We start from the raw sequence: 23,478 nt of genomic DNA on the forward strand, positions 1-23,478 counted from the left end.
AGCCTTCAAATATGCTAAAGTAAACGGCAGCAGAAATAACTCTTTTCACTTTACAAACACGCCATTATAAATACGATTGCGCCTTTGCATTTTCTACCCTTCCATTTTTGAGCAGATAAAAAAGATATGGAGAATAAAAAAACTAATCCTAAAAAAAAGCAGGGGAAATCCCTTACCAAAAGGATCACCGGCTGGCTGCACCTTTGGTTAGGGCTGGTGTCCGGAATCATTGTGCTTACGGTTACTCTTTCTGGAACTATATTTGTCTTTTGTGACGAAATCATTGATTGGTGTGGTGGAAGCGCGAAATACGTCCAGGCTCAGGCTCATGCAAAAAAAATGACCCCTGAAGAATTGCTTGTACAGTTTCACCAGCAGGTTCCGGACAGAAAAGCGTTCTATTTTGATACGTACAAAGAATCAGACAGAAGCTTCAGAGTAGCTTCAGCCACCAAACCGCCTAAAGATAAAAATGCGGACAAAGCAGAAAAACCGAAGAAAAAAGGCCGTGGTCCGCGAGGTGTATTTGCTTATCATTATCTCAACCCTTACACCGGAAAAGTAATAGGCTCTACAAAAAGCTATGAGTTTTTCTATGTTGTAGCCCATATTCATGCGCAGCTATTGGCAGGAAAGTTTGGGAAAACGGTGGTCGGAATTGCCTCGATCATCTTTTTTGTTCAGCTTATCGGCGGACTGATTCTTTGGTGGCCTAAAAAATGGAACAAAACTACAAGAACAACCGCTTTTAAAATTAAATCCGGAACAAAATGGCGCAGGAAAAACTACGATTTTCATAATGTTTTTGGGTTTTATTCATTGCTTCCGGCTGTGTTTATTACCATTACAGGATTGATTATGGCCTATGAAGTTTTAGCCAATCTTACCCAGCAGGCTTTCGGAGGAGCTGTAGATGCCCATACTATTGCGGAAAAATATGAACCTAAGTTTGATCCGGAAAAGAAAGCTTTGACTTATACTGATTTTGTAGACAGAAAGTTTAAAGAGTTTCCTGATGCAAAACAGTTCAGAATGAGTATTCCGAGAAATGATTCTGCAACGGTGTACCATGTTGGAGTCGCTCAGTTTATCGGGTTGAAAAGCCTTATCAACGGGAAAAGTATGGAAACCAACAAATACACCGGAAAAGAGATTGATTATCCTAAAGAAGTTCAGATGCATGAAGTAATAGAACACATGAATTTTGATCTTCATGTAGGCTACTGGGGCGGAATGTTCGGTAAAATATTCACCTTCATTATCGGAATTATCTGTACAAGTCTCCCGATTACAGGATTCCTGATCTGGTGGGGCCGAAGAAACAAATCACCCAAAAAGAATAAAGAAATTAAAAATATTCATCAACACAGAAAAGACTCACATCATGAACAATTGGTTTAAAATTATATACCTTCCCCTATTATTACTGTTTACATTGGGGAAATCACAGGAAAAACTGACGATAGGAGAGAAGCAAAACGTATTTTCAAAAGTTTTGAACGAAAACAGAGAAATCTGGGTTCATCTACCTAAAACGTATAACGACAATACCATCAATCCTGCAAAGTATCCGGTCATCTATCTTTTAGACGGAGAAATCAATTTTGAATATTACACAGGATTAACGGATTTCATTGCCAGAACACCCTATGCCGATATTCCGGAATGTATTGTGGTAGGAATTAAAAATACAGAAAGAACAAGAGATCTTACTCCTACAAAGTCTGAAAAGAAAAGTCCCGTAAATCCTTCTCTTACACTTTTTGCAGATAGTGGCGGTGGTGAAAACTTTCTGAAATTCATGCAGGAAGAATTGAAACCTTTCATCAGCAAAAATTACAGAACTCAGGATTATTCTGTGTTGGTAGGCCACTCTTTCGGAGGATTATTTGCTATTAATACCTTCCTTTTACATCCGGATTATTTTAATGCTTATGTTGCGAATGATCCAAGTTTATGGTGGGATCAAAAAGTAACTATTTCCAGAACAAAAGACTATCTGGAAAAAAATAAGAACTTTCCTGCAAAAAAATCTTTGTATGTTTCCCAGGCAGATAATGAAGAACAGCAGAAAAACTGGAATTCTGAGATGACGCAGGCTATTGAAGAGTTTAAAGGAATTATAGAAAAGAACGGTTCTTTGAACTATAAACATCGCTTTTTTGAAGGCGAAACCCACGGAACCGTTTCTTATCCTGGAAATTATGAAGCCTTGAAATTTATATTTAAAGGTTTCAGAACCGATATAAAACAGTTGGCCAAAAATCCCAAACTGCTTGAAGAAGAGTATAAAAAGTTTTCCGAAAAAATGGGAGCAGATTTTATTCCTTCAGAGGCCTATCTGAATGTGGTAATCAAATTCATGAAAAGCAATAGTTTCAAAGAATCTGAAACCTATTTTATGAATCTGAAAGACAAGTATTATCCTAAGAAATAATACGCTGAAAAAGAAACTGTCTCAAAAGTCAAACAATTTGGCTTTTGAGACAGTTTCTTTTTTATATATACTAATTTTAAAATTAGGTTTTGGCTAAAGCCAATGGAATTGCTGATGTAATATAAAACGGGCTAAAGCCCGTTCCTATTGAATATTTCTCTCGCAGATTTTGCTGATTGAGCAGATTTATTCTAAGAGACTATCCGCACGGTTTGTCATTTTGTAAGAATCTAGATCTAGTATTTAGATGGTAAGAGTATAGATTCCTACGGAATGGACAAACGACACGTTTTATTTATCCAAAGAATTTGACATTCCTATAGAAGTCTAAACCGATTCTTTTAGAAGCTGTTTTTACCATTTCGCATTTTCGCCCTATTAATGCCTGTTATCACAATTAATCGGGAAATCCTTCTCCTTTTGATCTAAAAAACTAATGGAAGGACAACCAAAAGACTGCGCCATGAATCCAAAAATAACAGGAGGCTTTCCTTTGAAAAGGTGACCTGTATATTGGAAAACATTGGCTTCATCGGCATCTATACCATACAGAGGAAGAAATTCTCCACCATCACTTCCTGCAAGACTGAAGGTCTTTTCCGCAATTTTTTCCTTACGATCATTGATGACTGCAAGTTTACGTTCTGTGATATTTCCTTCTTCAAGATAATCCTGAAGATAATAGGTCAGATTTTCATATTGTGACTGATAGGTTTTTCCCTTGGTAAGTTTGGACTGACTAAAATATTTTCCTGAACTGGCCGCATCAGCTTTTTGCCATTTCACTGCTTTCATTTTATGGTCTACAAACGGATTTTTATTTCCAAAATAAGCGATAGCATTAGTATAACGGTCGTATTCTGTTGTTTTTTGATGAGTAGCCACCTGGAATCCCATCATATAAGAATCCGGATCTAAATCCTGATCATCGGAATAAGGACTTAAGTAGGCCACAGCTTTTAATTGGCTGACAGGCATTCTTTGAAGTTGGTTCGAGCCATACTCATAGATGTAGAGAGAATCATTTTCAGTAAGGTGAATCCCATCCAGCAATTTTTTTCTGCTGGGCGCATCCAGTTCAAAATGCTGACGTTCCTCATAAGTCATCTGCTTCTGATTTTTCATAATAGCTGCAGGAATCGGTTGCTCCCCCTTATAAATATCTGAGACAGAAATGAAAATATCCATATCAGAATCTTTTTCCGCGGATGAAATAACAGACAGACTGAATATATTAAAGTTGGTATAATCTATTTTCTCTTCAGTTTTTACTGTTTTTAGAGTATCATTCGTGATTTTTGTTTCCGTGGCAACAGTTTTCTTTTCTTCTTTCTGACAGCTCACAACAAACAGTTGAAAACAGAAAAGGACTGCAGCAGTTTTGATCTTCATCATCTTTCTTGAGATTAAAATGTATTTATAGTATGCTAATTCATTTTGTAATAAGGTTCTGAAAAATATTTGCTGGGTTTGATATAAGCCATTTTCCTTTCCGCATCAAAGATCCAGATAAACCTGCGGAGCATATCAGCACCGATATAACTTACATTTTGTGTTTTCAGTTCACCAGAGAAATATCCTACGGAAACATCTTTAAATACGCTGTTACCCAACTTGAAATAGGGGAGAACAGCTTGTTTGGTCGTTAAAGTTTTACCTTCAGAATTCTTTAGTGTTTTTTCTCCTGTTACCTTCAGTTTTTTCTCCAGATGTTTTTCTTCAGCAAATTCATTGCTATAAAGAATGGCTCCGGAAAACCCCGATTGTAAAACAAAATAGGCTTCCTGCTGCTGATCACCTTCAAGAATATTGTCTGCAGCAAGATAAAACCCTTCATGATCCTGAATAATGTTAATGGGTTGATAATCTTTCAGATCCGGCATTTTGTCATACATCACAAACTGGTTGTTGTCGTAATCAATTTTAAAGGCTTTCCCTTCAAAAATTCCGGTTCCGATTTTTCCGTCTGCTTCATGACCTGCTAACTGCTTGTCAAAAAAACGAACATTTTTCTGAGTAATTTTCCCGATTTGTACGGTATTGCGGTCGCTGAGTTCTTCTTTGTTGAAAATAATATGATTTGCTTTCTGCTTGCCATCAGGGGAAATAGCATAATCTTTCATCGCGATCTGGAACATCAGATCCAGTGAATCTTTTTTGTTGACAAGGGTTTTGACAATGATATTATTGTGCCTGGTGATCCGGAAGGGGATGGTCTGCTGTGCTTTCATCCCATAAAATCCGGCCGAAAGCAGTATAAAAAGTACTGTTTTTTTGAGCATTATCAGTGATTAGTGTTTTAAAACTTTAAAATTACCTATTATCTTTGGAAAAGCAAATAATAAAATGAAATGGTTGAAAAATTGCTTCAAAGCGGAATCCATTGGGAAAAGAAAGCATTCAGACGGAATGAGTTCCTGAAGATTTCAGGCAGTACAGATACCTCGATTTATTGTATTGAAAACGGAAGTGTCCGGATTTTTATGATGGATGAAAATGAAGAAAGGATGATTCGTTTCGGATACACAGGAAATATTATTGTCAGCCTGGATTCTTTTTTATCGGGAAAACCTTCGGATCTTTATATTCAGGCGATTAAGAAAACAACGGTAAAAGTAGCTTCAAAAAAGGATTTCTATGCTTTCGTACAATCGGATGAAGAACATATGAAATTCTGGATGAATGTCCTTGAAGATCTCGTATTGCAGCAGCTTGAAAGAGAAAAAGATCTGCTCATCAATGCTCCCGGAGAACGTTTTGAAAGGGTTTTAAAACGAAGTCCGAAACTATTTCAGGAAGTTCCCAATAAATACATTGCCAATTATCTGAGAATGTCACCGGAAACTTTATCCAGACTTAAAAAATCTTGAGTTCAGTCAAGATTTAAGAACAACCAGATCAGCATATTTGCATAAAAAACGTAATGAAAATTTCAACCTCAGAATTGCTGGATGAGTTAAAAAACAGGACAAAGCAGCATTTACAGTTTGCTGAAATGTTGTCTTTAAAGACGGAACATGATCTGAATTTCAGAACTTCCGCAGACAGCTGGAGTACCTTGGAATGTCTGGAGCATCTCAACCGCTATGGAGATTTTTATATTCCCGAAATAAGCCGTACTATTTCTTTTGCCGGAAAACCTTCTCAACTCTATTTTAAGCCTGGAATTCTCGGGAATTATTTTGCTAAAAGTATGCTTCCCAAAGAGAAACTGAATACAATGAAAACGCTTAAAGCCATGAATCCTATCCACAGCAATCTGGATAAAAGAGTAGTGGATACATTCATAAAACAGCAGGAGAAAATGCTTGAGTTACTGGAAAAAGCACAATATATTGATCTGGAAAAAACAAAAACAGGTATTAGTATTTCAAAGTTGATCAAATTGAAGTTGGGAGACACCTTTCGTTTTGTTATTTATCATAATGCAAGACATGTTGAGCAGATAAAAAGAATTTTAACGGATTAAAAACAAGTTATGATTTCCAAAAAGCTTAATTTTAAGCTAATGGAAATGATACACCAAAAAAACATATCAACCCCGCTGGGAGAAATGATTGCCTGCGCCGTAGATCAGGGAATCTGTCTGCTGGAATTTACAGACCGGAAAAACATTGAAAAGCAGCTGAAGGCGTTGTCAAAGATTTTGAAAGCAGAAATTGTAGAAAAAGAACATTCTCATTTCAAACAGCTGGAAGAAGAACTGAAAGAATATTTTAAAGGAAAAAGAAACCGTTTTGAAGTTCCGTTGTTGACTACAGGAACTGAGTTTCAGGAAAAAGTATGGAAGCTTCTCCGTGACATTCCGATGGGAGAAATCAGAACCTACAAACAACAGTCAGAAATACTCGGAAACCCCAAGGCGATACGTGCAGTGGGAACGGCCAACGGCATCAATAAAATTGCTATTTTAATTCCCTGCCATCGTGTAATAGGTTCTAATGGTGAATTGGTAGGTTACGCTGGAGGGATCTGGAGAAAACAAAAGCTGCTGGAGCTTGAAAAAGCGATTCTATTTTAAAACCAAAATTTACATTCGGAAAATAAAAAATAGGTGTTCATTTTTCGGTTGCGGAACATGTGGTAATCTTTCTACTTTTGAATAAAAAAATTATGATCAGTTTTAAACAGTTACATCATGGTGAAGAACCGTTACTTTTGGGTAATGTATGGAATGTAGAAAGCGCAAAGGCATACGAAAAGCTGGGTTATAAAGCATTAGCGACCTCAAGTTCGGCAGTCGCACTGAGTTTGGGATATGAAGATGGAGAACAGATGACCTTTGAAGAATATTTTTATATCATCAAGAGGATCAGAGCTTCCGTTTCAATTCCTCTGTCGGTAGATCTGGAATCCGGATATGGTCTTGAAAATGATACGGTAGTTTCCAATATTATGAAACTTATAGAAATTGGAGTATCAGGAATTAATATTGAAGATACCAACGTTATTGACGGAACACGAAAACTGGTAAACAGAGATGTTTTCTATGAAAAATTAAAAGATATTTTCATCAAATTAGGAGAAAACAGAGATAAGGTATTTATCAATGTACGCACAGATCCTTTTTTATTGAATATTGAAAATGCGCTGGAAGAAACTTTAGAAAGAATTAAACTGTTTGAAGAACTTAAAGCCGATGGCGTTTTCATTCCGGGCATGGCTTCTGAAAACGACATCAGAATGATCACAGAAGCTACTTTTCTTCCCCTGAATGTTATGGCTCTTCCTGATTTACCCGATTTTGATACGCTTAAAGCATTAGGTGTAAAAAGAGTTATCTCAGGTGCTTTTATGTACAGACATATTTACAGAGAGCTTGAGAAAGCAAGTCAGAAAATTACAAACGTAAGAAGTTTTTCACCTCTTTTTATCTCATGATGGAACTTACCGAAAAAATCATGTATGAGGCATCTTATATCAAAGATGTTTCATTTGAAGGGATATTCTGGATGGGCGTAAAAACCACAGGAATATTTTGCAGACCGACCTGTACGGCCAGGAAACCGAAATTTGAAAATGTAGAATTTTTTTCTACTACCAAAGATGCGATGCTCAAAGGGTATCGTCCTTGTAAAGTCTGTAGACCTTTGGAAAATCTCAATGCTACACCTACGTATATCAAAGATTTATTGAAAGAAATTGCCGACGATCCCACATTAAAGCTTAAAGATTATGATCTTGTAAAAAGAGGTCTGGAACCCGCTACCGTACGCAGATGGTTTCTGAAACATCATGGGATTACGTTTCATGCTTTCCAGAGAATGTCAAAGCTCAATACAGCATTTAAAAAACTTCAACAGGGAGAATCCGTTACAGAGGTAGCATTTGATACAGGATATGAAAGTCTGAGCGGTTTTAATGAGAGTTTTAAAAATATTTTTGGTGTATCACCTAAGAATAATTCCATGGAAAAGATCATTGATCTGAAGAGAATAGAAACCATGCTGGGAACGATGATAGCCTGTGCTGATGAACATGGAATCTGCCTTCTTGAATTTTCTGACAGGAAAGCGCTTCCGACAGAATTAAAAAGTGTTGCGGAATATTTTAAAGCCAATATTATACAAGGAGAAAATCCTCATTTTGTTACGCTGGAAAAAGAATTGAAAGAGTATTTTGAAGGAAAAAGGACCGTATTTACAGTTCCTCTTTCCCCTGTAGGAACAGTTTTCCAAAAAGAAGTATGGACTATTCTTCAGGAAATTCCTTATGGTGCAACAAGAAGCTATCAGGAGCAGGCTGATATTCTGGGAAATCCTAAATCTGTAAGAGCAGTAGCCAATGCCAATGGTCTGAATAAGATATCCATTATAATCCCTTGTCATCGCGTAATTGGCAGCAACGGACAATTAACAGGCTATGGAGGAGGAGTCTGGAGAAAGCAAAAATTGCTGGAATTGGAAAAGGCTATATTATTTTAGAAAATAATTTATACTTATCCTGTTTTTCAATACAGCTTAGAAAAGGGAAAACTATTAAGAAAAATAAAGTTTTTAATAGTTAATCATTTACTTTTAAAAGGGATTTGGTAAAAAAATACCTTCATAGAAAAATATCGGTAAAACAAAATTTAACGAAGTTTGGGAAAGCTATTTCGTTTTGATTTTTGTAATTTTAAGCAAAAATTTACACGTGAAAAAGTTAATAATAGCAGTTTGCATTTCAGTTTCAGCATTCAGTTTTGCTCAGGATTATTCTGTACCGGCAGCAAGTCCGCGTCAGAAGGTTGAGCAGCAGTTTTCTATGTCTAAGATCTCTATCGACTATGGAAGACCGGGAGTAAAAGGACGCAAGATTTTTGGAGAATTGGTTCCTTATGGCCAGGTTTGGAGAGCGGGAGCGAACTCTTCTACGAAAATTACTTTCGGACAGGCCGTTAACTTCGGCGGGAAAACAGTACCTGCAGGAACATACGGACTATTCATCGTTCCTACAGAAAAAGAATGGAAAGTTATCCTGAATAAAGATTTCCAACAGTGGGGAGCGTATACTTACGATCCAAAACAGGATGTAGTAGATGTTACGGTACCGGTTAATAAACTGACAGACAAACAGGAATGGTTTGAAATCACTTTAAATCCTACTGATGAAAATACAGGGAACCTGGTGATCAAATGGGATATGGCTCAGGCAGAAGTTCCGTTGAAGCCATCAAAACTAGACACTGTCATCAAGATTTCTGATAAGCTGAAAGAAATCAAGAAAATAGAATCAGATTCTACTAAAAAGAGCTAATTAATGAATTTTTCTGTTCAGCCTGTTTTAGAGAATGAAGAATTTCAATTGATCCCCTTAGAGCAAGGGGATTTTGAATCTTTATATGAAGTAGCTTCCGATCCTAAAGTCTGGGAACAACACCCCAACAAAGATCGTTACAAGAGAGAAGTTTTTGAAAATTTTTTCACAGGAGCTATGGAGAGTAAAGGTGCTTTCAAAATTATGGAGAAAGCAACCGGAGATGTATTGGGAAGCAGCCGTTATTATGATTTTGATGAAGAGGATAATCATATTTTCATCGGGTATACTTTCTATGGAACAAAATCATGGGGAAAAGGCATTAATCCTAAGGTAAAAAAGCTGATGCTGGATTATATCTTCCAGTTTGTAGACAAAGTTCATTTCCACATTGGAAAAGAGAATTTCCGTTCGCAGACAGCTTTGGAAAGATTGGGAGGACAAAAGATTGCTGAAGAAGAAGTGGCTTATTTTGCAGAACCTACAAGAACCAATTTCGTGTATGAAATTAAAAAAGAAGATTGGGTATGAAAAAATACAAAATCCAGCAGTCACCATTTATCGTTCCTACTACAGACGGAAAACTGATTGAAGAACACTGGGGAAATTCTACAGGGAATTCTAATGTTTCCATTGCTCACATGGTAGCCCCTCCGGATTGGAGTGAGCCCCACCAGACTCCTGAATTTGATGAATTTACTTATATCATTTCAGGGAAAAAGCAATTTGAAATAGACGGTGAAATTGTTACATTGGAAAAAGGACAAAGTATCCTTATTGAAAAAGGAGCGAGAATCCGTTACAGCAATCCGTTTTCAGAACCTTGTGAATATCTTGCCATCTGTCTTCCTGCATTTTCTATGGAACTGGTACATAGGGAAGAGGAAGGAGTAGACTAAGAAGTAATTAAAAAATAGATGAAAAAGCAAATCTGAAAATAGTGGATTTGCTTTTTTTATGTAATTACTTCATCATGAAAAAATAAACATGGATTGCTGATTTCTTTGAAATTGATTTTCAATGTGTTTTTATTAATAATGCCCGTCAATACTAGGTTTTGCTATAGTTTTTTCTTTTTCATGATTGATAGTTTTAATTTATTTTGTAAGTTCGCGGACTTAAAAAAATGAACTAAAATCTATGAAAAACAAATTATCGATTGTATTCATGCTGGCAATCGCGCTTTCTACCACTTCATGTGCAACCATTTTTACAGGAACTCAGGATTCAATTGCTTTTTCTTCAAGCCCTGAAGGAGCAAAAGTGTTTCACAAAGGAATAGAAAAGTGTACAACCCCTTGTACCACTAAAATCCCAAGAGCTCTAGGGAAGCAGATGGTTACATTTGAAAAAGAAGGATTTGAGAAGCAGGAAATAAAGCTGACAAAAACTTTTAATGCCGTTACTCTACTGAATATTATTCTGGGAGGAGCAATAGGAGTAGGAATTGATGCAGCAACAGGTTCTCTTACCAAATATTCTCCAAAGAAATATGATGTTGAGCTTCAGGCTAAACCGTAATTAAGCAACACTATAAAAGTAAAAAGGCAAATTCAATGATTTACGAATTTGCCTTTTTTATTGTTTATTTCAAAATTTCTTTCAGGAACAGCAGCGTATGATTCCATGCTCTTTTGGCCATTGTTGGATTGTAATCCGGAGATTTCGGATCTGTGAATGTATGTTTAGAATGAGCATAGGTGATGATCTGCCAGTCGGCATTTCCTTCATTCATTTCTTTGATGAGGTTACTGTAATCCTCAGGAGTTACACTTTTATCATCTGCCGGATTTTCAACAAGAATTTTAGCCGTCAAAGTTTCATTTTTTCTGCTCTGATCTCTGCCCAGACTTCCATGGATGGAAACCACACCTGCTACAGGAAGATGTCCTCTTGCAGATTCCAATGCTCCTGTACCTCCGAAACAGTACCCGATCACTGCTACTTTATCAGAAATCGCTCCGTTTTTCTTCAGTTGTTCCAAAGCCAGTGAGATTCTTTTCTGGTATTCCTGATAATTCTGTTTATAATATCCTGAGGTCTTTGCTGCAGATTCATTATCGGTCGGAATTTTTCCTTCACCATAAATGTCAGCAATAAAAGCGATATAGCCTTGCTTTTCAAGCTCAACAGCCGCTGTTTTTGCCTCTTCGTCAATCCCTTTCCAGGCTGGAAGAATCAATACTCCGGGAAGTTTTTTCCCTGCATTGGAAGTGATGAGACCATTAAGTTTCTGTGAACCGTCCTGGTAGGAAACAGGTTTAAGTTTCTGACTGAAAAGGGTTCCTGAAGCCATAATCATTGCAGTTAATAAGATGGAACGTATCATATTTTGTAATTTATTTTAATATAAACTACACTAATCCTTTTCACAAATACAACCAATAACAATTGTGTAATTCGTGTAAAAATTTGTGATATTAGTGTTGAGAAGAAATCTTATCGAAATTAATAAAAATAAGTCAGAAAGAATATTAATAGAATATTATTTAATCTTTTTCAGAAATCATTGGGTATTTTGAACTTTACTCAGGTCTGTAAAACTGATACTGTCCGTCTTCATAATAAGCATTGATATGCTGAAGCCCATTGGTCAGAATAATTTCCCTAGCTCCGATAATGGAATTGTATCGGGCAGTCTGCTCAAATGTTTTTTCCGTTAATTTGATCTGAGGAGCTTTACATTCAATCAGAATTACGGGTTCGGTTTTTTCAGTAACCAGAAGGTCAATTCTTTTGGTAAGACCATTCAGAATAATCTTTTTTTCGGTAATGAGAGCCGATGTGGAGTAGGATTTTACAGTAAGATAATAATGTACCCAGTGTTGCCTGACCCATTCCTCAGGAGTGAGCAGAAGATAAGTTTTGCGAACCAAATCATAAATAAAAAACTTATCTTTGTCTTTCTTGAATTTAAAATCAAAAGTTTCCTGAAAATTCAGTTTTGGAAGTTCCATTAATAAGATGAAAGAATTAGATTTAATCCTCAAAAATATTAAAAATAAAGAAGTTTTACCTATTTATTTTTTCCACGGAGAAGAAGCTTACTTCATTGATGTTGCTGTAAAGGCTCTTGAACATAACTTTTTGGAAGAAGATGAAAAAGCTTTCAACCAAACGGTTACCTACGGAAAAGATACTTCTTATCAGGAAGTTCTTTCCCTGGCAAGACAGTTTCCGATGATGGGAGATAAGCAGGTAATTATTGTGAAAGAAGCTCAGGATTTACGATTCAATGAAGAAGAAAACAGAATTCTGGAATCTTATGTAGACAATCCTGTTCCTTCTACAGTTTTGGTTTTTGCTCACAAGCACAAAAAGCTGGATAGCAGAAAAAAAGCCGCCAAAGCCTTAGATAAAGCCAAAGCCCTTTTCCTGAGTGAATCTGTAAAGGAAAGCAACTTACCGAAATGGATTTCGGATGAATGCGCAAAGCTGAAAATCAATACAGCTCCTAATATTTCTCATCTTCTGGCAGAATATCTTGGAAATGACCTTTCAAGAATTTCCAACGAGCTGAACAAACTGAAGATGATCCTTAAAGAAGGAGAAATCCTTGACGGAACCATCGTTGAAAACCACATCGGAATCAGTAAAGAATATAATATTTTTGAGCTTCAGAAGGCTTTGGGAACTAAAAATGCCAATGCAGCTTTTAAGATTGCTCATTTTATGGGTAAAAACCCGAAGAATAATCCTTTTGTCATGATGCTGGCAAGCCTTTACAATTATTTTTCAAACGTTATTATTTACCAAACCATGGTAGGACAGTCTCCACAGACCATTGCTTCACAAATGGGAGTAAATCCTTATTTTATCAAAGACTATGCAGAAAGTGCAAGACTTTATCCTTTGAAACATGCCACAAGAGTGATTTCCATTCTCCGTGAATTCGATATGAAAGGTAAAGGGCTCGGAGCAGTAAATATGGGGGAAGCGGAGCTGATCAGAGAACTGGTGTATAAGATCATTAATGTAGATAAGATTAAGATGAAGGTGTGAGGCGAGTTGCGAGATGCGAGGTAACGAGTTGCGGGATACGTGTTGCGTGATGCGTGTCGCGAGATAGTGAGATTCGGGATATGATGGATAAAGGACATTAAAAAAGTTTTAAATTTCCTGCCAATCTAAATTCCGTAACACAATAACCCGAACCCCGAATCCCGAAGCCCGGAACTCACCCACAACAGCTACCATCGAAATTCAACATATCAGATATTGACAAGTATCATTAAAATAACTTTAAAGAGAAATTAAAATTTCCGAAATTAGCAGTCTTAATTCAAATTAAATCTTTTCGAACAAAGCAAATTATGGAGCAAAACATTTTAGATTGTGTGATCGTTGGATCTGGGCCTTCTGGTTTCACAGCTGCTATCTACGCAGCAAGAGCAGACTTAAAACCTGAATTGTATACAGGTTTGGAGCCGGGCGGACAATTAACAACCACTACAGAAGTTGACAACTTCCCAGGGTATCCAGCCGGGATTACAGGTCCTGAAATGATGATGGATCTGCAAAAACAGGCAGAAAGATTTGATACCAAAGTTCATTACGAAATGATCACTAAAGCTGAATTCTCTAAGGAAGCAGGCGGTGTTCATAAATTATATGCAGGAAACAAAGAGATCCTTGCCAAAACAGTAATCATCTCTACAGGAGCTACAGCAAAATATTTAGGTCTTGATGATGAGAAAAAATATGCCGGAGGTGGAGTTTCTGCTTGTGCTACGTGTGACGGATTCTTCTATAGAGGAAAAGACGTTGTAGTAGTAGGAGCGGGAGATACAGCAGCTGAAGAAGCTACTTACCTAGCAAAGCTTTGTAAAAAAGTAACGCTGTTGGTAAGAAAAGATGTATTCAGAGCATCAAAAGCAATGGTTCACAGAGTAGAAAATACGCCGAATATCGAAGTGAAATTTCACCATGAATTAATCGGGATTGAAGGAGAAAACAGCCTTGTAGAAAGAGCTGTAATCATCAATAACCAGACTCAGGAGAAATCTACAGTGGATGTTGAAGGAATCTTTATCGCGATTGGTCACAAACCGAATACAGATATCTTCGTAGGTCAGGTAGATCTTGATGAGAACGGATATATTTTGACTGAAAAAGGTTCTTCAAGAACGAATCTTCCAGGGGTATTTGCTGCCGGAGACGTTCAGGATCATATCTACAGACAGGCTATTACAGCTGCAGGAAGCGGATGTATGGCGGCAATGGATGCAGAAAAATATTTAGCTGAATTACACGGATAGTATTCAGCGCATATACAATACAAAGCGTGCCCGGTGGGTGCGCTTTTTTTATTGGAAAACACAAAGGAGAAGATATCGTCAAATTATTCTAAACCATTAAGGAACTTGAAGCTTTGAAGGAAAGTTAAGGAAACATCCAAGATGTTTTAGAAAGTGTTGCGCTTCAACTTAATATTCTTAATTATTTAATTCATCTTAGTGGTTTAATATGTATACAATGTTCTCGCAGATCATGCAGATTGCGCAGATTTATTTCATAATAATTGATCTGCTTTATCTGCAAAATCAGCGAGAGACTTAAAATGTGCAGTTATAAATTTTATCGGAGATAAACTCCTTGTCCCTAAAACAGTGTGTTTTTTAGTATTCTTAGAGGTTTCGCGTTTTTTCAAAAACCTTTAAAAAAATTAAAAAAAATCAGTCAACAACTCGCTAAAACATTGATATATTTGTGAAATTGCAAAGCGTATTGTATTTGCGTGTAAGAAACTATCAACTGAATAAAAACAAATAAAAAATGAAAAGAGTAACCGCGATTGGAGGAATTTTCTTCAAGTGTAAAGACCCGGAACAAGTCAATGAATGGTATAAAACCCATCTTGGATTACCAACGAGCCCATACGGCGCCAAATTCGACTGGAAAGATGAAGAATCTGATAAGAAAGGATATACACTGTGGAGTCCTTTTAAAGAATCTACCCAGTATTTTGAGCCTTCTGCCAAAGAATTTATGATCAATTATCATGTAGAAAATATCGAAGCATTGGTGGAGGAGTTAAAGAAAGAAGGCGTAACAGTGCTGGATGAAATTGCAGCGTATGAGTATGGAAAGTTTGTACACATCCTGGATCCCGAAGGAAACAAAATTGAATTGTTCGAACCGGCAGGAGAGTAGCTGTTATTTTTTCAGAAAACTTCTGAAAACCCGTATTACAACCTGTATAACAACTGAAGACGTAATGATTCCCATCCTCCGGAGGGGTGGCGAAAATTCAAAGAATTTTTGACGGGTTGGTTTTACCAGCACATTTTTCCACATTGTCATTCTAACGAAGGAAGAATCTCAAATTTGAGTAGGATTTTTCGTCAGAATGACAGTTTACTGTACCGATGTATTTTTTAATCCAAAATATAGATCTTTTTCTCTTTAAGATTGAATCCCAATTTTTTACCCAGCCAGTTGATGCTTGTTTTCCCTTCATAAATAAGACCTTCTACAAAAAATACAGCCGGTTTTTCTACGGTGGCAAAAGGGGTGGAAATAGAGCCAATATCGCTTTTGTAAAACCTGGTGGTTACATCGGGATTAAATTCGCTTTTCTTTTCAACTACATTCAGGCCTTCTTTTTTGATATCCATTGTTTTCAGCAGGCTTTCATTCAGCCAGAAAGAATCTTTGCCCGCTCCGGAATCCAGAAGAATATTGATTCTGTATTTGTTGTTCAAGAGAACATAGGTGGTAATATCCAGAGACTGATCTGCATTTGTAGACAGCTGAATATCCATCACTTTCTTACCGTTAAGTTTTTCTTTAGGAAAGATCAGTTCTTTCGTGGTATAATCGATGATGAATTCTGTGTCATAGAGCATGGGCAGGGAAATCAAACCGTCAATTCCTTTGATTTCCATATCATGAGTGGAATACCAGGTATCTTTAAATTTTTTACCGTTAAAAATAATCTCTTTTGATTTGAACAAAGGAATCGTCATCTTTTCTCCCGTTGCCCGGAAAGCGGTAAGGTAATTATAGGTTTCTTTCGTGTCCAGGTTTTTGGAAAAATTTCCCAGAAAAAGATTGATTCCACCTCCGGTATCAAAAATAAAATTTCCCTTTCTGCCATCCACTTCAGCACTCACTACAAGATGGCCGGAAGGAAGAACAGATATAGGTGTTTTTTGGGCAAAAGCCATAGAGGAGAAGGCTAATGAGGCGGCAATAACCGCGTTTTTAATAAAGGATGGAGTAATCATCTGAAATAGTATTATTAGTTTTTATGGGTGCAAATATACTCTATTATACCTTTTATATAAAGGACAGCTGGTATTTTATAACCTCTGAGGAACGTTTTGTAGTCATATTAATTCATATCTTTTCCCGAAACATCTTTATCCTTAAAGTAAAATGCCTACATTTAGCCCTTAATCAAAAACAAAATGGAAACAAAAATCATAAAAGTTACACACGTTACCGGAACCTATATCATTGAAATTCCCAATGGAGCGCTTAATGACATGAAAACCCAATTGGACAAATGCCTCAACGATGAACAGGGTGCTATTGTAGTAAAGGGAGAAGATGGAGATCAGTTTGTATATCCGTCTGATTTTTTAAAAAACAGCTTCATTGCGATTGTTGATCGGGAATAAGCAGCTTTTTACAGGTATAAAATAAAAACGGCTTCATTGGAAGCCGTTTTGTTCTTTATGTGGAGGTGATTATCCCTTTTTTAGTTTTTCATTTTCTTCTTTTAAAGCTTTAATCTGCTCCTTTAAAAGATTAATGTATTCCTGTTGGTTTTCTAATAAGTAATTTGGAACATTACAATTATAAATACCAGACTGGTGAAATGAGCTAGTATCATTAAATGTTATGTTTTCATTTTTCTGTACAACATTCGGTTCTTTCTCTTCTTTGATATCTTCTACAGAAACCTCCAAAGCTTTAGCCAGTTTCTCCCACTCATCATCAAATATTCTTACATCTCCATTTTCTTTTCTGCTGTAGTTGGAGACGTCGGTTGCAAGAAGATCAGCAATCTGTTGCTGAGTATAACCTTTCTGCTTTCTTAGAGTTCTTAGTTTTTCCATTGTCATAGGATACCTGTGTTTTTACAAATGTAGTGAAAAATATGTGTGTTTGTAAATAGAGTTTGGAAGTTTTTGTATTATGGGAAACCTTATTGTTTGTATAAAATAATTGTAGATATTTGGGAGATAAAATTATAATTATGCTTGATAATCATACAGAAATTTTTGGTAATTTATGCAATTTCACGGATAGATTTAATGAATTAAAAATTTATTCTAAAGAATTAGCAAAAATAATAGAAGATGAAACACTAAAATATGTTTCAGACAAGGAACAGTATGATATAAAAACAGAAGAGTTTGATAGAAAGTTTCATTTTGTAAATGATACATTTAAAAGGAATTTAAGAACATCTATAATTGTTTCTCTTGTTACTATTATGGAAAATGAATTTCATCAGTTTTGTAATATGATGAAAAGAATAAATAATATAAGTATTAAACACAATACATTTAAGGGAACAATTTTAGAACAATTTAAAATTTATATAAATGATGTTATTGATTTAAGATTTGAATTATCAAAAAATAATTGGAAACTAATTAATGAAATTATAGAATTAAGAAATTGTATTGTTCATCATGATAGTAATTTAGAAGATTGGTATGGCCGTAAGTTTGCTAAAATTGAGGTAATAAGAAACCTTTCACAAGCAATTCCTTCTATAATTATTGATGAGAAATCCAGTAATATTATACTAGATGATGGTTCTTGTAATGAATGTATCACTGTTGTACAGTCCTTTTTTGATAATTTATATAAGCATACATTATTACTTTACCCAAAGTCTAATTCTACTTCCAATATTTTTAACGAAAAATAATTCCCTTGATTTCTAGCCTATTATTAAGTTTTGTTAAAATTTGTGTTAGAAAAGTTTTGCAGGAATTAAAAATCGTTCTATATTTGCACCACTGAAAACAACGGTATAGCCGGAGTTTAGGGAGAGTTGGCAGAGTGGTCGATTGCGGCAGTCTTGAAAACTGTTGACTGTAACAGGTCCGGGGGTTCGAATCCCTCACTCTCCGCTTAGGGAGACGTTTATTATTAACGTCTCCTTTTTTTGTGTCCTAAATTGCTTGATTTCCGGTCGGCTAAGGGAGAGGCTTGTTGTTCGTAGGTAGTTAAACTACATATAAAAAACTGGTTCAGGTATTGAAATGGGTGTTCACATTCTGAATAAAACCAAAATTCTATCAATCATTTAAATCACATATTTGTAAATCGTAACAATGCACAAGTTGGTATAAGTTGTTTATTAACAAATACTTAACATAATAAAATTTTTCTCTTTAGAATGATTTATATTGTTATATTCGCTATCGAATTTAAAATATTACAAAAATGAAAAAATTAAAAAAATTATCTCGAAATGATCTTAAAAAAGTAACAGGAGGAACTTGTAGTCAATGGGTTGGTGTTACTGCACCTTGTGGAGCTTCTTATTCTTTATGCACGGATAATTATAGTAACTGGGCAGAATTACAAGAAGCAGCAGAATACTTTAATGATGTGAAATGCTAAAAAAAATCGGAATAATTAACAATAACCGTAATTTCTTACGGTTATTTTTTTTAGTGATTGGATTCTTTTCAAATGCTCAAATTACTGTAACAGGTAATTTCTCGATGAAACCTGATTCGTATGAAGAAAAAATTATAGACAGTAGTTATCAAAATATTTATTACAAATTAGAATTTTTAAAAGACCCTAAAAAAAAGAAGTTAGAAACAATATGCTTACTTCAAATAGGAAAGAATTTTTCAAGGTTTTCAGATTTTAATTCTTTACGAAAGGATTCTTTAATGTTAAGTTTTAGTCATTTAGAAAAACTAGGAGCTAAGGAATTAAACCAAACACTTAATTTACCTGATAAATGGAAAAATGTTTTAGTTAAGGATTTTTCAATAAGTAAAGTTATCGTACAGGATAGAGCAAATGTAACTTATCAATACGAAGAGAACCAGCCAGTAATAGAATGGAAGCTCGAAAATGAGACAAAAGATATATTAGGTTACTTGTGTAAGAAAGCCACAACTAAATATAGAGGTAGAAAATACACAGCTTGGTATTCTAAAGAAATCCCAATTAATAATGGACCGTACGTTTTTCAAAATTTACCTGGTCTAATTTTAGAAATTGAGGATAGTAAAAGTAATTTCCATTTTACTGTAATAGCAATGGATAAAAAAACTAATAGAATCTATCTGAGGAACGAAAAAAGAATATTAACAGTAACAAGAGAACAATTTAGAAAAGTATTACAAAACTACAATGATAATCCTGGCTTTTTTCATGGTAAAGCCTACAATGAAGATGGTAGTCAGATATCTGTTAAATCAGACCCACTACCATATAATCCTATTGAATTAGAGTAATGAAAATTTATTTTCTTAACACTTTTTTTAACCAGGAAAGCTTTGTACATAAATTCAATTATATTTTAAGCATTTTAAAGTTGCTAAAAAAGTGTCTGGAACTTAATTTGCTATTTGTTTTCAGTAATCAATTATTTAAAGCGCTATATGGTGACTTTATTTTATTACGAAGTATTTCAAGATAAAAATTCCCTCCAAATTGTTGAGGGAATTACTTTGTCTAACAAGTCGTAGAAGGTTGATGTCTGTTTCTGAATTGATAAAGAGTTTTTATCAGTAATTTACACTTTTCATGCAAGACAACCATCAATTCATCTTTTCTTTTAATTCCCGCTTCAAAGTAGAAATCCGCTCATATTTATCATGATGATGCCAGCCCGGAGCATTGAATATATACCCCAGTTTCGCTTTCCATGTCGGTGCATTTCGGACATCCTTTATCATATTTCCAAACTCATCAAAGACGATATGAAAGACATTATAAGTATTAATGTTATGATAGATTCCGTAATCTGTCGTTTTCTTTTCTTCCGCTTTGTATGTGCCGAAAAGATGATCCCAAATCATCAAAATGCCCCCATAGTTATTATCTAAATCCTCAACTTTTCGGGAATGATGCACCCGATGGTTGGATGGAGAATTGAATACTTTGTCGAACCACCCTAATTTTCCAATAGCATTGGTATGCGGCCAAAACTGAAAAATCAGGTTAAATTGATGCATCATAGCAATCATAATAGGATGAAAACCAATAATGATAAAAGGGATATACCAAATGTCCCGATATATGATTTCAAACCATCCCTGACGCAATGCAATAGCAAAACTCAAATGAGTAGCCGAATGATGATTGACATGACCTGTCCAAAATAATCTGATTTTATGACTCAATCGATGATGCCAGTAAAAGCCAAAATCCTGAACAATCATAACCAATAACCAAAGCCACCAGTGATCTGCATGCCATTGTAAAGTGAAGAATTTATTAAAATCTTTGATCCCGAAAATATCGGTAAGTCTAAAATGATTGTAAATCCAAAAAAAGTAGGATAATGAAATAGCTTTCATCCCAAAGTCTAACATTACTGCCCCTATCCCCAATCCGATACTCGATACATTATCTTTGATGAGTCTTTTTGTGAATACTTTTTGAGGAATCTGATACAAAAATATTTCCTCTACTATCAACAAGATAAACACAGGAATAAAATAAGTAACAGGATCAGTAAAATCCAATGGACAGAAAAGGCAAATACTATGAAAAAAACGGTGATCTTTTCTTTTCATAAGTCTTGATTTTATCAAATAATTCTGTTCTTTTTTTCAATATCAATCACTCCCAGCACCAGCATCAATTGGGCTAAAACGTAAGTAATCATCACAACAAGTTCTTTCCCGACACTATGCTGTACGAAAATATTAATGGCCAATACAGAATCTGATATTACAAACAAAACAGCTCCCAGGATCAATAATAAAGAATAAGTTCTGATACTGAAATACAGCATCGTAGCAATGGTAATTCCGTAAATCACCACGGGTATCTTCATTTCGTTTAAATAAGGATATATATAGTAAATAAATGAGCCTAAATATAGAAAAACAAAGGGAAGCCAACTCCAGACATTTTTCTTTTTAATCTTTAAAAAATAAACGATGTAACAGATATGAGCCAACAAAAAACTGCCCAAACCGGGCATAAATCCCCACCCAAATAACAAAAACACATCACCCAAAAAGCTCAGAATTAATCCAGACAAAAACCATTGGTTGATCCGAAATACATTTTGTTTAGAATAAGTAAAATACAACCAGATAATAATAGGTAACAACAGTGGCTTGGTAAAAAACCGCCAGGAACTATGATCCCTAGCTATAAATACTAAATCAAATGCAAAAACAATCGCAAGAAGGACTAATAACAATTTGATATTGACAGATTTTATCATGGTACAATTTTATTGCAATCTTTTAATTATCTTTTTTCTTGTTACAATACGGATATATCTCAGGTTTGCATCAAGTTATTCTATACGTGATACTTAGCTCGGATTGTTAAATTACAAATAAAATTAAGATAAAATACTTTTGAAATATAAAAATACAATGCACCACACTTTAGTTTATTTTATATTGTAGAAATAGACTATTATTAGAAATATTATTTAAGCTAATACAGTTTAATCACATCTTTTCCAAAGTAATTTTCGAATTTTTTGGAAAATTCTTTATCCTTGAACTTTTAGGATGTATGATAACTATTAAAAATATTGAATATTCTAAGAATCAAGGCTTTGTGTCATAAATACTGAAAAAATGACAGAAGATCGGAAAAAATTTCACTCGTACTCAAATGGTATTTTTTTTGCAAATTTTTATGTACAGCTGGCCAGCTGAAGTGTTTTTTAATGATTGTTAAACTTAATTAAAAATGATTGCAATGAATAATCTAATAAGAAAAAACGGAAACAGCAATTTGGGCTTTTCAAATGTCTTTGATGATTTTTTTGGTCGTGAACTTTTTAACTGGGGCAATAACAATTACTCATCTACCAGTACAACCGTACCATCGGTCAATATAAAGGAGAACGGAGAGGCTTATGAAGTTCAGGTTGCAGCACCAGGTATGAATAAAAATGATTTTCAGATCAGGCTGGATGGTAACCTGCTTACCATTTCATCAACGAAGGAAGATCGTAAAGAGTCAAAAGCTGACAATTTCACAAGAAGAGAATTCAGTTATCAATCCTTCCAGAGAAGTTTTGAGCTTCCGAAAGATGTTGTGGATCAGGATAACATTAATGCAAAATATGAAAATGGTCTTTTAATGTTAACCATTCCGAAAAAAGAAGAGGCGAAGCAGAAACCACCCAGAATGATTGAGATATCATAGAAATAATTACAAAATTGGCTACCGAAAGAGTAGCCAGTTTTTTTTATAATTTTTGAAAGTGCAGATCAACTTAAATCCTTTAACCGAATAATTCTGGGATTTTAATTCCAGCATATCTGGTGAATGTCATTATGCAGAAAATCTATTCTATCCAAAAATGCCCTGCAGAATACGTTTGGGCTTTCCCCGCTACAATTACCCTTTCATTTTTGTTCTCACAATAGAGTTCTCCGCCTCTTTCAGAGATCTGGCGGGCAAAAAGCTGATCTTTTCCTAATCTTGATGACCAGAAGGGAATCAGTGAGCAGTGTGCAGAGCCGGTTACCGGATCTTCAAGAATAGAGGACTGCGGGGTAAAGTATCTTGATACAAAATCACAATCAGTGCCTGTTGCGGTCACGATAACACCACCCGGATCCAGGTTGATAAGATCAAAAACAGATCTTTCAATGCAGATCTTTTTGACATCCTCTTCAGAATCATATACCAGCAAATAATCTCTTGCTTTAAAGACTTCCTTAGGCTGAATATTGAGTGATCTGGATATGATATCCGGAAGAGTAGAGGCTTCGGGCATCCTTGATGGAAAATCCATATAGTACATCCCATCTTTAACATCTACCGTCAGTTCACCACTTTTTGTTTCAAAAATGATTCTATCACTCTGATAACGTAAGATGGAAACAAGACAATGAGCGGTAGCAAGAGTAGCATGTCCGCATAAATCCATCTCTATTTCAGGGGTAAACCATCTCAGATGAACACGATCTCCATTGTCAATAAAGAAAGCGGTTTCTGCTACCGCATTTTCACGGGCTATTTTTAAAAGGGTTTCATCGGGTAACCAGGTTTTTAATGGGACAACACACGCCGGATTTCCATGGAAAACAGATTCTGTAAAAGCATCTATCTGATATAATTCTAACTTCATAGGTTGTAAAAATTTTGTGAAGTATAAAGATAAT

Annotated in this window: 28 protein-coding genes and 1 tRNA gene; 20 read left to right on the top strand and 9 right to left on the bottom strand. The window is 35.3% G+C overall.

What is annotated here, in order from left to right; translation table 11 throughout:
- Positions 1–126: 126 nt before the first annotated feature.
- Together RAH34_RS10455 and RAH34_RS10460 are read left to right on the top strand one after the other, a co-directional pair.
- Positions 127–1,401: a PepSY domain-containing protein gene (locus RAH34_RS10455; protein ID WP_306596083.1), complete on the top strand. Its 1,275-nt coding sequence runs from the start codon at positions 127–129 to the stop codon at positions 1,399–1,401.
- Positions 1,385–2,437 (top strand): alpha/beta hydrolase, encoded by a 1,053-nt coding sequence (locus tag RAH34_RS10460; RefSeq protein ID WP_306596084.1) that lies wholly within the window; start codon positions 1,385–1,387, stop codon positions 2,435–2,437. The genes RAH34_RS10455 and RAH34_RS10460 overlap by 17 nt, the downstream gene beginning before the upstream one ends.
- Before the next feature lie 378 nt (positions 2,438–2,815).
- Here the strand turns inward: RAH34_RS10460 and RAH34_RS10465 are convergent, their stop codons facing one another.
- Positions 2,816–3,832, bottom strand: a complete 1,017-nt coding sequence (locus RAH34_RS10465) for a hypothetical protein (protein ID WP_306596085.1) — start codon at positions 3,830–3,832, stop codon at positions 2,816–2,818.
- Between the two features lie 32 nt (positions 3,833–3,864).
- On the bottom strand, positions 3,865–4,719 hold the full coding sequence (locus RAH34_RS10470) for a hypothetical protein (RefSeq protein ID WP_306596086.1): 855 nt from the start codon (positions 4,717–4,719) through the stop codon (positions 3,865–3,867).
- 69 nt (positions 4,720–4,788) lie between these two features.
- Between RAH34_RS10470 and RAH34_RS10475 the strand changes: the two genes are divergently transcribed.
- The 9 genes from RAH34_RS10475 (at position 4,789) to RAH34_RS10515 (ending at position 10,696) form a co-directional block, all read left to right on the top strand.
- Positions 4,789–5,307, top strand: a complete 519-nt coding sequence (locus RAH34_RS10475; protein WP_306596087.1) for a Crp/Fnr family transcriptional regulator — start codon at positions 4,789–4,791, stop codon at positions 5,305–5,307.
- Positions 5,308–5,360: 53 nt separating this feature from the next.
- A complete protein-coding gene (locus RAH34_RS10480; RefSeq protein ID WP_306596088.1) occupies positions 5,361–5,906 on the top strand; it encodes a DinB family protein in 546 nt (181 codons plus the stop codon).
- A gap of 45 nt (positions 5,907–5,951) precedes the next feature.
- A complete protein-coding gene (locus RAH34_RS10485; protein WP_306596089.1) occupies positions 5,952–6,458 on the top strand; it encodes a methylated-DNA--[protein]-cysteine S-methyltransferase in 507 nt (168 codons plus the stop codon).
- 92 nt (positions 6,459–6,550) lie between these two features.
- Positions 6,551–7,318 (top strand): isocitrate lyase/phosphoenolpyruvate mutase family protein, encoded by a 768-nt coding sequence (locus tag RAH34_RS10490; RefSeq protein ID WP_306596090.1) that lies wholly within the window; start codon positions 6,551–6,553, stop codon positions 7,316–7,318.
- A complete protein-coding gene (locus RAH34_RS10495; protein ID WP_306596091.1) occupies positions 7,315–8,361 on the top strand; it encodes a bifunctional transcriptional activator/DNA repair enzyme AdaA in 1,047 nt (348 codons plus the stop codon). Before RAH34_RS10490 ends, RAH34_RS10495 begins: the two co-directional genes overlap by 4 nt.
- Positions 8,362–8,572: 211 nt before the next feature.
- The gene (locus RAH34_RS10500) at positions 8,573–9,175 is read left to right on the top strand and encodes a DUF2911 domain-containing protein (RefSeq protein WP_079241242.1); all 603 of its coding nucleotides are present in this window, start codon (positions 8,573–8,575) and stop codon (positions 9,173–9,175) included.
- Positions 9,176–9,178: 3 nt separating this feature from the next.
- On the top strand, positions 9,179–9,706 hold the full coding sequence (locus RAH34_RS10505; RefSeq protein WP_306596092.1) for a GNAT family N-acetyltransferase: 528 nt from the start codon (positions 9,179–9,181) through the stop codon (positions 9,704–9,706).
- Entirely contained in the window at positions 9,703–10,074 is a 372-nt protein-coding gene (locus tag RAH34_RS10510; RefSeq protein WP_002980258.1) for a cupin domain-containing protein, read from the top strand. Before RAH34_RS10505 ends, RAH34_RS10510 begins: the two co-directional genes overlap by 4 nt.
- 241 nt (positions 10,075–10,315) lie before the next feature.
- The gene (locus RAH34_RS10515; RefSeq protein ID WP_034696218.1) at positions 10,316–10,696 is read left to right on the top strand and encodes a PEGA domain-containing protein; all 381 of its coding nucleotides are present in this window, start codon (positions 10,316–10,318) and stop codon (positions 10,694–10,696) included.
- A gap of 64 nt (positions 10,697–10,760) precedes the next feature.
- Here RAH34_RS10515 and RAH34_RS10520 read toward each other — a convergent pair whose 3' ends face one another.
- Both RAH34_RS10520 and RAH34_RS10525 read right to left on the bottom strand, forming a co-directional pair.
- Positions 10,761–11,504 carry a dienelactone hydrolase family protein gene (locus RAH34_RS10520; RefSeq protein WP_306596093.1) on the bottom strand — a complete coding sequence of 248 codons (744 nt, stop codon included), beginning with the start codon at positions 11,502–11,504 and terminating at the stop codon, positions 10,761–10,763.
- 196 nt (positions 11,505–11,700) lie between these two features.
- Complete coding sequence (locus tag RAH34_RS10525) at positions 11,701–12,132, bottom strand: type I restriction enzyme HsdR N-terminal domain-containing protein (protein WP_114821602.1); 432 nt, start codon at positions 12,130–12,132, stop codon at positions 11,701–11,703.
- A 7-nt stretch (positions 12,133–12,139) separates the two neighbouring features.
- Between RAH34_RS10525 and holA the strand changes: the two genes are divergently transcribed.
- The 3 genes from holA to RAH34_RS10540 all read left to right on the top strand — a co-directional run bounded on the left by holA (position 12,140) and on the right by RAH34_RS10540 (position 15,328).
- Positions 12,140–13,177, top strand: coding sequence for a DNA polymerase III subunit delta (holA, locus tag RAH34_RS10530; protein ID WP_306596094.1), 1,038 nt, complete (start codon positions 12,140–12,142; stop codon positions 13,175–13,177).
- Between the two features lie 311 nt (positions 13,178–13,488).
- Entirely contained in the window at positions 13,489–14,433 is a 945-nt protein-coding gene (trxB, locus tag RAH34_RS10535; protein ID WP_306596095.1) for a thioredoxin-disulfide reductase, read from the top strand.
- Between the two features lie 517 nt (positions 14,434–14,950).
- Positions 14,951–15,328 (top strand): VOC family protein, encoded by a 378-nt coding sequence (locus RAH34_RS10540; protein ID WP_306596096.1) that lies wholly within the window; start codon positions 14,951–14,953, stop codon positions 15,326–15,328.
- A 224-nt stretch (positions 15,329–15,552) separates the two neighbouring features.
- On the opposite strand, the gene RAH34_RS10545 is transcribed toward RAH34_RS10540, so the two are convergent.
- Positions 15,553–16,404, bottom strand: coding sequence for a hypothetical protein (locus RAH34_RS10545; protein ID WP_306596097.1), 852 nt, complete (start codon positions 16,402–16,404; stop codon positions 15,553–15,555).
- A gap of 183 nt (positions 16,405–16,587) precedes the next feature.
- Here RAH34_RS10545 and RAH34_RS10550 point away from each other — a divergent pair, with 183 nt between their 5' ends.
- Positions 16,588–16,800: a glyceraldehyde-3-phosphate dehydrogenase gene (locus RAH34_RS10550; RefSeq protein ID WP_306596098.1), complete on the top strand. Its 213-nt coding sequence runs from the start codon at positions 16,588–16,590 to the stop codon at positions 16,798–16,800.
- A 69-nt stretch (positions 16,801–16,869) separates the two neighbouring features.
- On the opposite strand, the gene RAH34_RS10555 is transcribed toward RAH34_RS10550, so the two are convergent.
- The gene (locus RAH34_RS10555) at positions 16,870–17,241 is read right to left on the bottom strand and encodes a helix-turn-helix domain-containing protein (protein ID WP_306596099.1); all 372 of its coding nucleotides are present in this window, start codon (positions 17,239–17,241) and stop codon (positions 16,870–16,872) included.
- Positions 17,242–17,381: 140 nt separating this feature from the next.
- Here RAH34_RS10555 and RAH34_RS10560 point away from each other — a divergent pair, with 140 nt between their 5' ends.
- The 4 genes from RAH34_RS10560 to RAH34_RS10575 all read left to right on the top strand — a co-directional run bounded on the left by RAH34_RS10560 (position 17,382) and on the right by RAH34_RS10575 (position 19,620).
- The gene (locus RAH34_RS10560; RefSeq protein WP_306596100.1) at positions 17,382–18,065 is read left to right on the top strand and encodes a hypothetical protein; all 684 of its coding nucleotides are present in this window, start codon (positions 17,382–17,384) and stop codon (positions 18,063–18,065) included.
- 120 nt (positions 18,066–18,185) lie between these two features.
- A tRNA-Ser gene (locus tag RAH34_RS10565) sits at positions 18,186–18,270 on the top strand.
- A 316-nt stretch (positions 18,271–18,586) separates the two neighbouring features.
- Positions 18,587–18,766, top strand: a complete 180-nt coding sequence (locus RAH34_RS10570; protein ID WP_114821595.1) for a hypothetical protein — start codon at positions 18,587–18,589, stop codon at positions 18,764–18,766.
- Positions 18,760–19,620, top strand: a complete 861-nt coding sequence (locus tag RAH34_RS10575; RefSeq protein ID WP_306596101.1) for a GLPGLI family protein — start codon at positions 18,760–18,762, stop codon at positions 19,618–19,620. The genes RAH34_RS10570 and RAH34_RS10575 overlap by 7 nt, the downstream gene beginning before the upstream one ends.
- A 306-nt stretch (positions 19,621–19,926) precedes the next feature.
- On the opposite strand, the gene RAH34_RS10580 is transcribed toward RAH34_RS10575, so the two are convergent.
- Positions 19,927–20,907, bottom strand: coding sequence for a sterol desaturase family protein (locus tag RAH34_RS10580; RefSeq protein ID WP_306596102.1), 981 nt, complete (start codon positions 20,905–20,907; stop codon positions 19,927–19,929).
- Positions 20,908–20,921: 14 nt separating this feature from the next.
- A complete protein-coding gene (locus RAH34_RS10585) occupies positions 20,922–21,569 on the bottom strand; it encodes a lysoplasmalogenase (protein ID WP_306596103.1) in 648 nt (215 codons plus the stop codon).
- 491 nt (positions 21,570–22,060) lie between these two features.
- On the opposite strand from RAH34_RS10585, the gene RAH34_RS10590 reads away from it, so the two are divergent.
- Positions 22,061–22,513 carry an Hsp20/alpha crystallin family protein gene (locus RAH34_RS10590; RefSeq protein ID WP_306596104.1) on the top strand — a complete coding sequence of 151 codons (453 nt, stop codon included), beginning with the start codon at positions 22,061–22,063 and terminating at the stop codon, positions 22,511–22,513.
- A gap of 142 nt (positions 22,514–22,655) precedes the next feature.
- On the opposite strand, the gene RAH34_RS10595 is transcribed toward RAH34_RS10590, so the two are convergent.
- Positions 22,656–23,444: a PhzF family phenazine biosynthesis protein gene (locus RAH34_RS10595; protein WP_306596105.1), complete on the bottom strand. Its 789-nt coding sequence runs from the start codon at positions 23,442–23,444 to the stop codon at positions 22,656–22,658.
- Positions 23,445–23,478: the final 34 nt, after the last annotated feature.

The sequence above is a fragment of the Chryseobacterium sp. WLY505 genome, assembly GCF_030846215.1.
In the GTDB taxonomy this organism is placed as follows: domain Bacteria; phylum Bacteroidota; class Bacteroidia; order Flavobacteriales; family Weeksellaceae; genus Chryseobacterium.

Excerpts from the sequence above, each read along its gene's own strand:
- RAH34_RS10455 (WP_306596083.1), top strand. The coding sequence starts at position 127 with ATGGAGAATAAAAAAACTAATCCTAAAAAAAAGCAGGGGAAATCCCTT.
- RAH34_RS10460 (WP_306596084.1), top strand. The coding sequence starts at position 1,385 with ATGAACAATTGGTTTAAAATTATATACCTTCCCCTATTATTACTGTTT.
- RAH34_RS10465 (WP_306596085.1), bottom strand. The coding sequence starts at position 3,832 with ATGATGAAGATCAAAACTGCTGCAGTCCTTTTCTGTTTTCAACTGTTT.
- RAH34_RS10470 (WP_306596086.1), bottom strand. The coding sequence starts at position 4,719 with ATGCTCAAAAAAACAGTACTTTTTATACTGCTTTCGGCCGGATTTTAT.
- RAH34_RS10475 (WP_306596087.1), top strand. The coding sequence starts at position 4,789 with ATGGTTGAAAAATTGCTTCAAAGCGGAATCCATTGGGAAAAGAAAGCA.
- RAH34_RS10480 (WP_306596088.1), top strand. The coding sequence starts at position 5,361 with ATGAAAATTTCAACCTCAGAATTGCTGGATGAGTTAAAAAACAGGACA.
- RAH34_RS10485 (WP_306596089.1), top strand. The coding sequence starts at position 5,952 with ATGATACACCAAAAAAACATATCAACCCCGCTGGGAGAAATGATTGCC.
- RAH34_RS10490 (WP_306596090.1), top strand. The coding sequence starts at position 6,551 with ATGATCAGTTTTAAACAGTTACATCATGGTGAAGAACCGTTACTTTTG.
- RAH34_RS10495 (WP_306596091.1), top strand. The coding sequence starts at position 7,315 with ATGATGGAACTTACCGAAAAAATCATGTATGAGGCATCTTATATCAAA.
- RAH34_RS10505 (WP_306596092.1), top strand. The coding sequence starts at position 9,179 with ATGAATTTTTCTGTTCAGCCTGTTTTAGAGAATGAAGAATTTCAATTG.
- RAH34_RS10510 (WP_002980258.1), top strand. The coding sequence starts at position 9,703 with ATGAAAAAATACAAAATCCAGCAGTCACCATTTATCGTTCCTACTACA.
- RAH34_RS10515 (WP_034696218.1), top strand. The coding sequence starts at position 10,316 with ATGAAAAACAAATTATCGATTGTATTCATGCTGGCAATCGCGCTTTCT.
- RAH34_RS10520 (WP_306596093.1), bottom strand. The coding sequence starts at position 11,504 with ATGATACGTTCCATCTTATTAACTGCAATGATTATGGCTTCAGGAACC.
- RAH34_RS10525 (WP_114821602.1), bottom strand. The coding sequence starts at position 12,132 with ATGGAACTTCCAAAACTGAATTTTCAGGAAACTTTTGATTTTAAATTC.
- holA (WP_306596094.1), top strand. The coding sequence starts at position 12,140 with ATGAAAGAATTAGATTTAATCCTCAAAAATATTAAAAATAAAGAAGTT.
- trxB (WP_306596095.1), top strand. The coding sequence starts at position 13,489 with ATGGAGCAAAACATTTTAGATTGTGTGATCGTTGGATCTGGGCCTTCT.
- RAH34_RS10540 (WP_306596096.1), top strand. The coding sequence starts at position 14,951 with ATGAAAAGAGTAACCGCGATTGGAGGAATTTTCTTCAAGTGTAAAGAC.
- RAH34_RS10545 (WP_306596097.1), bottom strand. The coding sequence starts at position 16,404 with ATGATTACTCCATCCTTTATTAAAAACGCGGTTATTGCCGCCTCATTA.
- RAH34_RS10550 (WP_306596098.1), top strand. The coding sequence starts at position 16,588 with ATGGAAACAAAAATCATAAAAGTTACACACGTTACCGGAACCTATATC.
- RAH34_RS10555 (WP_306596099.1), bottom strand. The coding sequence starts at position 17,241 with ATGGAAAAACTAAGAACTCTAAGAAAGCAGAAAGGTTATACTCAGCAA.
- RAH34_RS10560 (WP_306596100.1), top strand. The coding sequence starts at position 17,382 with ATGCTTGATAATCATACAGAAATTTTTGGTAATTTATGCAATTTCACG.
- RAH34_RS10570 (WP_114821595.1), top strand. The coding sequence starts at position 18,587 with ATGAAAAAATTAAAAAAATTATCTCGAAATGATCTTAAAAAAGTAACA.
- RAH34_RS10575 (WP_306596101.1), top strand. The coding sequence starts at position 18,760 with ATGCTAAAAAAAATCGGAATAATTAACAATAACCGTAATTTCTTACGG.
- RAH34_RS10580 (WP_306596102.1), bottom strand. The coding sequence starts at position 20,907 with ATGAAAAGAAAAGATCACCGTTTTTTTCATAGTATTTGCCTTTTCTGT.
- RAH34_RS10585 (WP_306596103.1), bottom strand. The coding sequence starts at position 21,569 with ATGATAAAATCTGTCAATATCAAATTGTTATTAGTCCTTCTTGCGATT.
- RAH34_RS10590 (WP_306596104.1), top strand. The coding sequence starts at position 22,061 with ATGAATAATCTAATAAGAAAAAACGGAAACAGCAATTTGGGCTTTTCA.
- RAH34_RS10595 (WP_306596105.1), bottom strand. The coding sequence starts at position 23,444 with ATGAAGTTAGAATTATATCAGATAGATGCTTTTACAGAATCTGTTTTC.